This is a genomic window from Dietzia sp. B19 (genome assembly GCF_014145155.1).
Lineage (GTDB): Bacteria > Actinomycetota > Actinomycetes > Mycobacteriales > Mycobacteriaceae > Dietzia > Dietzia natronolimnaea.
Map to the genome: position 1 here is coordinate 1 of NZ_JAALED010000468.1, position 11,321 is coordinate 11,321.

The following is an 11,321-nucleotide window of genomic DNA, read 5'->3' on the forward strand; positions in this document are numbered from 1 at the left end:
TGAGGCGGGCGGTAGCCGCATCGGCGAGCTGGAACGCGCAGCCCGCGACGCGGGCGCGCAGGCCGAGGAGCGGAGAACAAGGCGAGAGCGGTTCGAGGACGCCGTCGCGAGGGCCGGCCTCGACCCGGTCGGCGACGCCGCCGGATTCGCGGACCTCGCCGTCCAGGTCGGTCGGGCGCAGGCAGAGATCGAGACGCAGATCGCCGAGCTCAAGGAGCGGTACGACGCGCTGGTCCTCGGGCACGGTGAGGAGAAAGCGCAGCTCCGCGAGGTGCAGGAAGAGCTGGACAGCCTCGCGACCCGCCGCAGCAACCTGCCGACCGAACAACTCCAGGTGCGGTCCGCCCTCTGCGCGGAACTCGGAGTGTCGGAAGAGGAGCTCCCGTTCGCCGGCGAGCTTTTGGACGTGTCCGAAGAACACGCGCAGTGGCGGGGAGCCGCCGAGCGCGTGCTGCGCGGATTCGCGGTGTCATTGTTGGTGCCGCAGCGGTACTACGCGGACGTCGCCGAATGGGTCAACGCCCGCCGGCTGACCGCCCGGCGCTCCGACGGTCGCGAGATGGGGGTCCGCCTGACCTACGAGCGGGTCCCGGAGCGGCACCTGCCCTTGCAGCGCCCCCATTCCGACGGACTGCTGCTCGCCGACACGGTGGAGATCGCCGACACACCGCTGCGCGGGTATCTGAGCAAGGAGTTGTTCGCCCGGGCGGACCATCTCTGCGCCACCACGGTGGAGGAGTTCCGGCACGCCGAGCGGGCGGTGACTCGCGAGGGCCAGGTGCGGTCCAGAAATCATCACGTCAAGGACGACCGGCGGTCCGCGGCCGATCCCCGCGGCTGGGTGCTGGGCTGGCGCAACGATCAGAAGATCGCCGCACTGGAGGAGCGGCGCGGCGACCTCACCCGTTCAGTGGAGCGGCTCGCCGCCCAACTCGAGTCGGTGTCGCGGGAGCAGAACGAGGTGGGGGAGCGGCGCACCGCGCTCTCGCGGGTGGCGGACTATCCCTCGTGGCGGGATCTCGACTGGGAGGACGCCCGGTCGCGGGCGGATGCCGCCGATGCCGAGCGTCGTCGCCTGCTCGAGGGCAGTAGTGAACTGGCCGAGATCGACCGACGCGTGGCCGAGGTCGACACACGAGTCGGCGAACTCAGCCAGACCAAGGACACTCTCGGCGAGGCGAAGGGCAGTGGAGAAAGCCGCATCGTCCAGGAGAGCAGTCAGATCGACCGCGACCGGCGCAGCCTCGACGAGCTGACGGCGGATATCCGTACGGCGGCGGCGGGCATCTACCCCAGACTCCGGTCACGACAGGGCCGCGCGGGGTCGACGACCGCGGATCAGGCCGAACTTCACGAACGACGACTGTCCGACGAGATCGACAAGGAGACCGGCCAGACCCAGCGCGAACTCAACGGCTACACCACCAGTCTGCAGCAGGGTATGGCGGAGATCCGGCGACGCTGGCCGGAGCAGACCACCGAGATGGACGCCTCTGTCGACGCGCGCGGGGAGTACATCCGCTTCCACGCGCAGGTGGCCCAGGACGATCTGCCGCGCTTCATCGCGGAGTTCGAGGAGCAGCTCAAGAAGAACGCCATCCGCGAACTCGCCGGCTTCCACAACTGGCTGCAGCGCCAGGCCGACGATATCCAACAGAAGATCGAGAAGATCAACGAGGCTCTCGGCGCGATCGACTTCAATCCCGGACGCTACGTGCGCCTGGATCGGGAGAACACGGTCAACCAGGATGTGCGGGAGTTCCGATCCGACCTGCGAGCGGTCACCGACGACACCCTCGGCGGCGACGACCGCTACTCCGAGCAGCGGTACCAGGAGGTGCGGGCGATCCTCGAGCGACTCCGCGGCCGGGAGGGCCACAGCGAGACCGACAAGACGTGGCGGGCGCGAGTCACGGACGTGCGCAACTGGTACACCTTCTCCGCCTCGGAGCGCGACCGCGAGACCGACGAGGAGTGGGAGCACTACCGCGATTCGGACGGCAAATCGGGCGGCCAGAAAGAGAAGCTCGCCTACACCATCCTCGCGGCGTCGCTGGCGTACCAGTTCGGCCTGGAGTGGGGCGCGGAGAAGGCCCGTGACTTCCGCTTCGCCGTGATCGACGAGGCGTTCGGCCGCGGCTCCGACGCCTCCACCCGGTACGCCCTCGAACTGTTCGCCAAGCTCGGCATCCAGCTGCTGATCGTCACACCCCTGCAGAAGGTGCACGTGATCGCACCATATGTGCGCTCCATCGGGTATGTGGACAATGTCGAGGGCAGGTACTCGAGGCTCGTCATGATGTCCACAGAGGAGTACCACCGCCAGCGTGGCGGAGCGTGATGGTCGCCGGCGCGCGGAAATGGGCCACACCGGAGACGGTCCGCGAGAAAGTGCACAGGCGGTGGGTCGACGGCACCCTTCTCCGTGCTTTCGCCCGCGGGGAGGCGCTCATTCCACTCGAGGTCCCACTGGGAGGTCCGAGAACGTCTGAGCTCGGTGAGCGCTTCGGCGAGGTGCAGGAGTGGATGGCCGCCCTCGAGGCCGGCAGTCGCGACGGCAGCCGATACACGCTGCGGTACACGGCGGTAGGCGGCCGGAAATTCGGACGCAATCAGATTCCCACGCACGCTCTGGTGACCCGGTTCGACCAGGCATGGGCACTGCTCGGAGTCCGGGCACAGGTCACCATCTTCGAACAGATGCTGGCAGCGGCCCCGGATGCTCCGGTGCGGGACTGGGTGCTCGCCAGACCCGTCGCGGCGCTCGACCATGCGCAGGTGTGGCCGCAGATCCTCGCGGCGTACCGCTGGCTCGATGACTCCCGCGGGTCGGGCAGGTACCTGCGGCAGATCGATGCCCCGGGAGTGGACACCAAGGTCGTCGAGAGTCACCGGACGGTGCTCGCAGGACTCCTCGGAGTCTCACGCAACGCCACCTCGTTCCTCCACGACCTGGGCCTGCGCACCAAGCCCGAGTACGTCCGGTTCCGCATGGCCGGCACCGTCGCACCGGTGTCGGTCACCGAACTGTCTCTTCGGCCGGAGGAACTCGACGGTCTCGGCATGTCCTTCACCACGGCCGTGATCGTGGAGAACGAGATCACCTACCTCACGCTGCCCCTCCCGGACGACGGCGTGTTGATCTGGGGGAAGGGGTTCGACGTGGCCCGCCTCGGCCGCTGGGACGCCCTGCGGGAGGCCGACGTGCACTACTGGGGCGACCTCGACACACACGGCTTCGCCATCCTCCATCGCCTGCGCACGCACCTGCCGCGGGTGCGGTCCTTCCTCATGGACCTCGAGACCCTCCACGCGCACCCTCAACGTTGGGGACAGGAGGCCTCACCCACCAGCGCGAGACTCGATCGACTGACGGCGGCGGAGGCGGCGGTCTACGACGACCTGGTCTCCGACCGCTTCGCCGAACGAGTGAGGCTGGAGCAGGAGCGGATCGACTGGGCCTGGGTTCTGGACCGGTTGCCCTACCGGACAGGTGGCACATGAACGCCACTCGATCGTGTGCACCACTGGTCGAAAACCCAACACCTCGTCGTCACTAGACACTCGCCTTCCTGACCGGCACATACGCGCGGCGCCGGTCGTTCCCGCTGCCGGTCGGTCGGAACCGTCCCGGTGTGCGAGGTGCCGGTAGCCTAAAAGCTATGGGTGTCGCTGCCACGAACGCCACATACGACCTGCCGGAAGAGCAGGCCGTGCTCGACGTGCTGCGTTCTTTCGGCGTACGGCGGGCTCGGCTGTTCGGAAGTGCGGCCCGCCGCGAGTTGACGCCCACGAGCGACATCGACCTGCTCGTCGAGATGGACGGTCCGGTCGACTACGGGGCGATATTCCGGCTGTCCGAGGCTCTGGAGAGGGTTGCGGGCCGACCATTCGACGTCCTCACGTCGATCAAGGCACAGTTCCGGCCGTTCGTGGAGCCTGAACTGGTCGAGCTCGCGTTATGAAATCCCCGATCCCGTACCCCGACATGGCGGTCGCCGCTGCTCAGAGGGCTGCCAGTTACGCCCCTGCGTCTGAGGTCGAGTTTCTCGCCTCGCCGATGGCTCAGGACGCGATCTGCATGCGGCTGCAAGAGGTGGGGGAGAACCTCTCCAAGATCCGTCGGCACTGTCCGGACTTTTACTCAGCTCACCAGTCCGAGGGTTGGCATCGCCTGATCGGCCTGCGCAACGTGATCTCACACGGCTACGCCGAAGTTGACCTGCGCGTTGTGTGGACGATCATCGATGTGCATCTGGGTCCCCTAGCCGAGGAGTTGAAGGCTCTGTTGGCCACGTCGTGACCCCGGGTCGCCGTCATGCCCCACAGGCGGTCGGTATGCGGCCCGGCCAGGCTTGATACGAAAGCAGAGTGATCCGCCAGGCTTACGAGAGTGGCCACCTCGTCGTCGTCATCTAGGACTTCGATTCGGAAGTGGGAGTTTACAACTCGCCCGTTTGACCACCCATATGAACGGCCAGTACAACACGCCCCTCCGGACGGCGGGGGTGGCTCGGCGGCTGGGGTGCAACAGTCTGCTGATGGGGGAGAATCGGTCTCATTGGTCATGCCAAGACGACCGATGTGGAATGGATTGGCCGGTCTCGTCAGCGCGACCGCCGACAGGGCCGTTGTTCAGATCGAGTCTTCGGCGCCGGGCTCGGCACAGAGCAGGAAATGCGCCACGATCAGCGGCGCGATGACGAACAGTGCGCCCCAGCCCGTTGTCGCCACGGGACCCAGTTGTCCCACCACAAGCCGGTGTCGCGAAGGTAGTTCGGTCTGTGCCAGCGCTGTGACAAGAACATGTCCGGTATTCGCCTGCTGCGGGTACTCCGAATGGGGACGGTGCGGTCGGGCTATCCCAGCGCAGCCCACTCACTCTTGGGTAGGTTGGTGATCCACCAGCCCGCGCCCCAACCCAGGAGGCAACCTCAGCGTGCAGATTCCCACCGCAGAATCGATGACCGGCGACGCGGATACGAGTCCGCAGACGACTCACGACCCCAACGAGACACGACGCGACCCTTCCAAGGGCTACGTGGCGCTACTCGGCTGGGCGCCGAACGCGGTCGACGCGGTGGATAGATTCGATCGCCGCTACGTCGTGGTGGCCCCGGAGTGGGCGGCGGACTACTGCAGGCAGCACAACATCCCGTTTGTCCCGTGGGACTTCGAGCGACTCAACGACCGGTCCATGGAGATCGCCGAGACGCTCAAGGACATGGGCGTCGACGTGGCGATCCCGCTGTTCGAGGAGACCGTCGAGTGGGCGGGCGCCATCAACTCCATGCTCATGGACAACCCGACGCTGTACGGCCAGTCGCTGCTGCTGCGGGACAAGGCGCTGATGAAGCGCCGCGCTCAGCTCGGCGGGATCCGCGTGGGGATCTTCGAGGAGGCCCACGAGCGCGACGACGTGATCCGCTTTCTCAAGCGCGTCAACCAGACGCTACTCAAGCTCGACGGCGACCCCAACGACCCGATCCACCTCAAGGCCTTCGACAAGGCCGGCTGCCTGGGGCACCGCGTCATCCGCACCCCGGACGAGGTCGACACGATCCCCGACGAGGAGTTCCCGGTCCTCATGGAGTCCCACCTCGACGGCTGGGAATTCGCGGTTGAGGCGTGGGTGCACAACGGCAAGATCGTGTTCCTCAACATCTCCGAGTACGTGACACTCGGGTACTCGGTGTTCGTGCCGGCCTCGCCGGAACTCGAGAAGTACCGGCCGGAGATCACGCGGCAGATCGAGAAGCTCATCAAGACCTTCGACATCAAGTTCGGGTTCGTTCACCCGGAGTACTTCGTCACCAGCGACGGCGAGATGTACTTCGGTGAGGTGGCCTACCGTCCGCCGGGGTTCAAGGTCTTCGAGCTGCTCGAGCGCGCCTACGGGTTCAACGCCTACCAGGGCCTGGTGCTCGCGTTCGACCCCAAGACCACAGAGGAGGAGATCACCGCGTTCTTCCCGCGCGAGGTGGTCGACGCCACCGGGCACGCGGGCTGCTTCGGTGTCTACCCGCGGCGACGTGTGGTCTCCACGCTCGAGATCCCGGAGGAGACCGAGGACCACGAGTACTTCGAGTCCCACGAGCTCACCGCACCCGTAGAGGAGACCGTCACCAAGCGGACCGCCTTCGGCACCCACTGGGGGCTGGTCTATTTCTTCGGCGACGACGCCTACGAGATGCGGACCCTCCTGGCACGCCAGGAGGAGCTCGACTTCTACGTGTGACGGGCCATCCGCTCCGACGACGTAGGTACGGTACCGGGGGCGGGCACCCTCGCCCGGAGATCTGGAGAGTGAACCCAAGTGGCTAACGATGAGCCCGACGCGACGCGAGTACTCGACAAGCGGGTGGCCTCTCTCGTCGACGCGACAAGGGCCCTCGCCGACGCCGGGGATGTGGGCAAGTCCACGCCGAAGCGGCGCGTGCTCGACGGCCTGCGCCTGGTCCTGCTCCAGGACGGTGGCGCGCGGGCCGTGCAGTCGATGGCACAGGAGCTCGAGTCCGCCGGACTGTACGAGGGGACGGACTGGGCGTCACCGAGCTCACTGGTCCCGGCGCTGAGCACCGGGTCGCTCCGCAGCCCCAACGCCGACACGGCGGTGATGGAGATCGTCAGCGACCTCCGCCTGGTGGCGGTGGCCAAGGGGGAGTACGCGCACCCCGACGTGTCGGAGGAGGAGGCTCTGCAGCACCTCAAGGAGGTCCTGGCCGCCAACGCCTCGCTGCTGTTCACCGCGGCCACCGAGGCGGAGCGGGTGCAGCAGGGCCGGATGGCCAAGGTGACCCGCACGTCGCTGACGCACATCGCCGAGTCGATCGGCTACGACACCGTCCTCGACCAGCTGGTCGAGGAGATCTGGCGGATCCTGCGGCAACGCCCGATCCAGGTCGACCACATCAAGGAGACCATCACCCAGATCGCCGTCGCGCGCCACGACCCCGAGGTGGACACCAGCACCGGCGGGTTCGGCGTCGACCGGCTGATCAGCTGCATCTACGGCACCACCGAGGCGAGCCGGGAAGACCCCGGGGTGGACATCTACCGCTCCCGCCTGGAGTCGATGGACGAGGGGGCCCTGCAGTACGAGGCCGCCGGCTTCGCGCGGTCGATGCACGACACGGGACTGGTCTCGGCGTACCACCCCGTCCTGCTGCGGTTCCTGCGCGAGAAGGGCAGCTTCCTGCTCAGCGAGGCGCTCGGGCTGTCGAGCACCGGCCGGGAGAGCCTGCTGTGCTTCCACGGACTCGTCGATGCGCTGATCGACGCGGCTGTTCACCCCGAGACCGCGCAGTCGGTCTACGGACTGGCGTTGCTGCTCGAGCGGGGGATCCTGTTCCAGCCGGCCGTCGCGCCCGCACTGTGGCGGCTGTTGGCCCTGCCCCTGTCGGACTACGCGAACGAGCGCCTCGCGCTGGCCTACGGCCCGGCCCACCCGGGGAGGATCTGGCTGCTGTCCGGGACGCTGTCCATGCTGGGCCAGCCGCTGGGCGTGGGGCAGGGCGACAACCCCACCTGCCAGTCCGCCCGCGCGCTGTCCATGTGGGCGTACAACGACCCCGACTACCTGCTGCAGACCATCGCCTGGGCGGCGCGGGACAACGAGGTGGTCATGCACTTCGAGGGCCGCCCACTGTCCTCCCGCGGCCTCGATGCGGGCCTTGCGGAGACGCTCCCCCTCGACCTGGACCCGGTCTCCCTGCTCGTCGTGCCGCACCTGGACCGGATCTACGCCGAGATGGGCCGGCTCTGCGCCGACCGCGAAGGCGACCCCCACCGCTGGGTCAACCCCGAGTTCCACGGCTGGTGGGCCGCGCGGGGATTCCGCATCAACGTGGACGTGGAGTCCGGCCGGCTGACCGGGCTCGAGGACTTCCTGCGGCACTTCTACGGCAGCTACCACCCGTTCCACAACGGCAACCAGCCGCTGATCCACCCTCAGCCCGCCGGCGTGGCCGTGACCGACAGCTCCGCGCGGTTCGTGGGCTGGCACGCCATCACGATCCTGCGGGTTGCGCTGGATCCGGACGAGACCATGCGCGTCTACTTCTTCAACCCCAACAACGACAGCGGCCAGGACTGGGGCAACGGCGTGGTGGTGAGCACCGCCGGCAACGGCGAGCGGTTCGGCGAGTCGTCGCTGCCGTTCGAGGAGTTTGCCTCGCGGCTCTACATCTTCCACTTCGACACCCTCGAGCCCGGCGAGACCGGGTCGGTGACGGCGGAGGAGATCGCCAGGGTGACGGACCTAATCCACCACAGCTGGGGCGCGGATCGGCTGCCGGAGATCTGAGCCTGGCTCGGCTCTGACGCGAGCCCCCTGGCGTCGGCCCTCTCTTCGCGAGCCCCCCGCGACGTGTGCGGCGTCTTCAGTCCATTCCGGGCGCGCGAGTCGCGGGAGGGCGTGCACTCGGAATGCGTACTTAAGAGAGGCAGAGGATCTGCGCGGCTGAGGGCGGCTGTGGCCCATCGGTAATGATTAGAGTCAAGCCGAAGGTAAGAGAGCATGTTCCTGCGTCCTAATTTGTGATACGTTTTCGGAGTGAAGGTCGTGATCTACGCCTCCGCGCGCCGACACGGCATCACAGACGCGGAGATCAGGGCCGTCCTCGAGCATCCGATCGTTCGATATCGACTAGCTCCACGCACGGGGCCTCAGGCGAAGTTGCTTCGTATGGTCGGAGACCCGGACGGCGGAGCTCTGATTGAGGTCGTGGTCGACCGGGTGGGCGGAGAGGAGCTACACGTGTTTCACGCGATGCTTCTGACCGCGGCAGTGGCGCGCGAAGTGCTCGAGGCCACCGGAGGGAACCTTGACTTGTCCGACGGCGTCAGCCGTAGTCAGAGGACGCAGCGGGAGAAACGATGAGCGAGACAGGTGATCGTGAAGCGCATTATGCGCGTCTCGCGGACGCCGTAGAGGCTGGCGAGTACGACGTGATCGATTCCCCGGCGGAAGTCCGCCCGGACTACCGTCACGGTCGGCCCCGGCGAGGGGATGCGGTCGAGGAGACCCGTCCGCTCGCTGTTCGACTCACTGAGTCCGATCGGCGCCGTCTGGCCGACTATGCCGACCGGACAGGGCAGCCGATGAGCGCCGTCATCCGAGCGGCCATCGATGAGTACCTCGGTAAGCACCCGGCCGCCTAGCGTGCTGCCGGAGATCTAAACCCGACGCGCCGCCCGCGGCGTACTCCGGCAGGGTGCGCGTCTCCACTTCGCCACGTCGGGCGGTGCCGATCCCGGTCATGCGTCGATTGTGCCCCACCGGCCCGCCCGCTCCAGTAATGGTGGTCACATCAGCAAGCCTGTCGAAGATCCTGCAGTACAGTGCGATGGTTCCCGTGCGCGCCGTCAGGCCTCGCCGGGCTTCCCACTTTGTTTCGCCCCGTAATGCCTAAGGATTCCCGTGACGACTGAGTCATCCGCCGCTGCCTTCTCTCCAGCCCAGCCCGACCCCGCCCTCGGCTCCGCGCCACTGCCCGCCGCCACCAAGCGGCTAATCGCGCTGCTCGTGGCCGCGGCGTTCGTGGTGATCCTCAACGAGACCATCATGTCGGTCGCGATCCCCGAGCTGATGGGGGAGTTCGCCGTCACCGCCGCCACCGCGCAGTGGCTCACCACGGCGTTCATGCTCACCATGGCCGTGGTCATCCCGTTCACCGGGTGGATGCTCATGCGATTGCCGCTGCGGACGGTGTTCATCATCGCCATGACCACCTTCACCCTCGGCACCCTGCTGGCCTCGCTCGCGCCGGTGTTCGTAATCCTGGTCGCCGGCCGGGTGGTGCAGGCCGTGGGCACCGCGATCATGATCCCGCTGCTCATGACCACCGTGCTCAACGTGGTGCCCGCGGACCGTCGCGGCCGCACCATGGGTGTGATCTCCATCGTGATCGCCGTGGCCCCGGCCATCGGCCCCACCGTCGGCGGCCTGGTGCTCGACGTGCTGAGCTGGCGCTGGATGTTCTGGTTCGTCCTGCCCATCGGCGTGCTCGCGCTGGTGGCCGGCGCCACGCTGATCCGCAACGTCACCGCCACCCGCGCGATCCCGCTCGACATCCTCTCCGGCGTGCTCTCGGCCGTCGGCTTCGCGGGCCTGATCTTCGGCCTGAGCTCCTTCGGTGAGGCCGCCAACGACAACGCGCTGGTGTCCCCGTGGGTGCCCGTGCTCGTGGGCGTGGCCGCGCTGTCGGTGTTCGTGTGGCGTCAGCTCGCGCTGAAGGACTACGCGCTTCTCGACGTGCGGGCCTTCACCTTCCGCACCTTCACCGTCAGCCTCTCGCTGATGCTGCTGTCCATGATGGCGCTGTTCGGCACCCTGATCCTGCTGCCGCTGTACATGCAGCAGGTCCTGGGCACCACCACCCTCGAGTCCGGCCTGGCGTTGCTGCCCGGCGGTCTGCTCATGGGTGTGCTCGGGTGGTTCGTGGGTCGGCTCTTCGACCGCATCGGCCCGCGCCCGCTGATCATCCCGGGCTCGATCCTGGCCGCCGCCGGCCTGTGGGGCATGTACGTCTCATTCTCCGCCGAGTCGTCGCTGGCGATCGTGGTGGTGTGGCACATGATCCTCAGCGTGGGCCTGGCGCTGCTGTTCTCGCCGCTGCTCACCTCGGCGCTCGGCTCGCTCCCGCCGCACCTGTACTCGCACGGCTCCGCGCTGCTCAACACGCTGCAGCAGGTCGCCGCGGCCGCCGGCACCGCCCTGTTCATCACGGTGATGACGCTGGGCATCGTGGCCGGGGCCGAGTCCGGTGAGGGTGACGTGGCCGCGCAGATGACCGGCGTCCACAACGCGCTGCTGGTGGGCGCGATCATCTCGCTGATCACCGTGGTGGGCGCGTGGTTCGTCCGCAACACCGCGCAGACCGAGGGGCCTGCGGTGGCGCCGATGGCCGAGGAGCCGGTCGCTTCGTAACCGTCCGGGCACCTCGGCAGCACCAGCCCGGGCGCCCCGGCCGGTCGACACCCTCGGCGGCGTCGAGTGCCCTATCGCGCGAGCACCATGAGCGCACTCCGTGTGCAGCAGGTACGCCGCCCGGTGCAGCGCGACGACCGTCTTGCCCGTCCCCGGGCCGCCGTCCACCACGAGTGCGCCCGAGGAGTCGGCGCGGATGATCGCGTCCTGGTCGGCCTGGATGGTGGCCAGCACGTCGTGCATCCGGCCGGTCCTCACCCGGCCGAGGCTCGCGACGAACGCCGATTGGTCGTCCGGGGCGGTGCGGGTGCCCACCTCGTCGTCGTCGTCAAGAACCTCGTCCCAGTAGTCGACGACGCGCCCGCCCGACCACCTGTACCTCCGCCGGTAC

Annotated in this window: 8 protein-coding genes and 1 pseudogene; 8 read left to right on the plus strand and 1 reads right to left on the minus strand. The window is 67.8% G+C overall.

Features of this window, described 5'->3' with window-relative positions:
* The 8 genes from G6020_RS13030 to G6020_RS13070 all read left to right on the plus strand — a co-directional run.
* On the plus strand, nt 1-2,341 hold a 2,341-nt coding region (locus G6020_RS13030; RefSeq protein ID WP_182610909.1), incomplete at its 5' end, for an SbcC/MukB-like Walker B domain-containing protein.
* Nucleotides 2,341-3,504 (plus strand): Wadjet anti-phage system protein JetD domain-containing protein, encoded by a 1,164-nt coding sequence (locus tag G6020_RS13035; RefSeq protein WP_182610910.1) that lies wholly within the window; start codon nt 2,341-2,343, stop codon nt 3,502-3,504. The genes G6020_RS13030 and G6020_RS13035, both read left to right, overlap by 1 nt.
* Nucleotides 3,505-3,662: 158 nt before the next feature.
* Nucleotides 3,663-3,965: a nucleotidyltransferase domain-containing protein gene (locus tag G6020_RS13040; protein WP_182610911.1), complete on the plus strand. Its 303-nt coding sequence runs from the start codon at nt 3,663-3,665 to the stop codon at nt 3,963-3,965.
* Nucleotides 3,962-4,303, plus strand: a complete 342-nt coding sequence (locus tag G6020_RS13045; RefSeq protein WP_182610912.1) for a DUF86 domain-containing protein — start codon at nt 3,962-3,964, stop codon at nt 4,301-4,303. The genes G6020_RS13040 and G6020_RS13045 overlap by 4 nt, the downstream gene beginning before the upstream one ends.
* A gap of 660 nt (nt 4,304-4,963) precedes the next feature.
* Nucleotides 4,964-6,238 (plus strand): ATP-grasp domain-containing protein, encoded by a 1,275-nt coding sequence (locus tag G6020_RS13050; protein WP_182610919.1) that lies wholly within the window; start codon nt 4,964-4,966, stop codon nt 6,236-6,238.
* Nucleotides 6,239-6,316: 78 nt separating this feature from the next.
* Nucleotides 6,317-8,305: a hypothetical protein gene (locus G6020_RS13055; protein ID WP_182610913.1), complete on the plus strand. Its 1,989-nt coding sequence runs from the start codon at nt 6,317-6,319 to the stop codon at nt 8,303-8,305.
* 249 nt (nt 8,306-8,554) lie between these two features.
* The gene (locus tag G6020_RS13060) at nt 8,555-8,881 is read left to right on the plus strand and encodes a hypothetical protein (protein ID WP_182610914.1); all 327 of its coding nucleotides are present in this window, start codon (nt 8,555-8,557) and stop codon (nt 8,879-8,881) included.
* A 540-nt stretch (nt 8,882-9,421) separates the two neighbouring features.
* On the plus strand, nt 9,422-10,930 hold the full coding sequence (locus G6020_RS13070; RefSeq protein WP_182610916.1) for a DHA2 family efflux MFS transporter permease subunit: 1,509 nt from the start codon (nt 9,422-9,424) through the stop codon (nt 10,928-10,930).
* Between the two features lie 96 nt (nt 10,931-11,026).
* Here the strand turns inward: G6020_RS13070 and G6020_RS17170 are convergent.
* Nucleotides 11,027-11,321: pseudogene (locus G6020_RS17170) on the minus strand (AAA family ATPase); the annotation flags it as partial.

Coding starts and splice junctions, on each gene's coding strand:
- G6020_RS13035 (WP_182610910.1), top strand. CDS start 2,341: ATGGTCGCCGGCGCGCGGAAATGGGCCACACCGGAGACGGTCCGCGAG.
- G6020_RS13040 (WP_182610911.1), top strand. CDS start 3,663: ATGGGTGTCGCTGCCACGAACGCCACATACGACCTGCCGGAAGAGCAG.
- G6020_RS13045 (WP_182610912.1), top strand. CDS start 3,962: ATGAAATCCCCGATCCCGTACCCCGACATGGCGGTCGCCGCTGCTCAG.
- G6020_RS13050 (WP_182610919.1), top strand. CDS start 4,964: ATGACCGGCGACGCGGATACGAGTCCGCAGACGACTCACGACCCCAAC.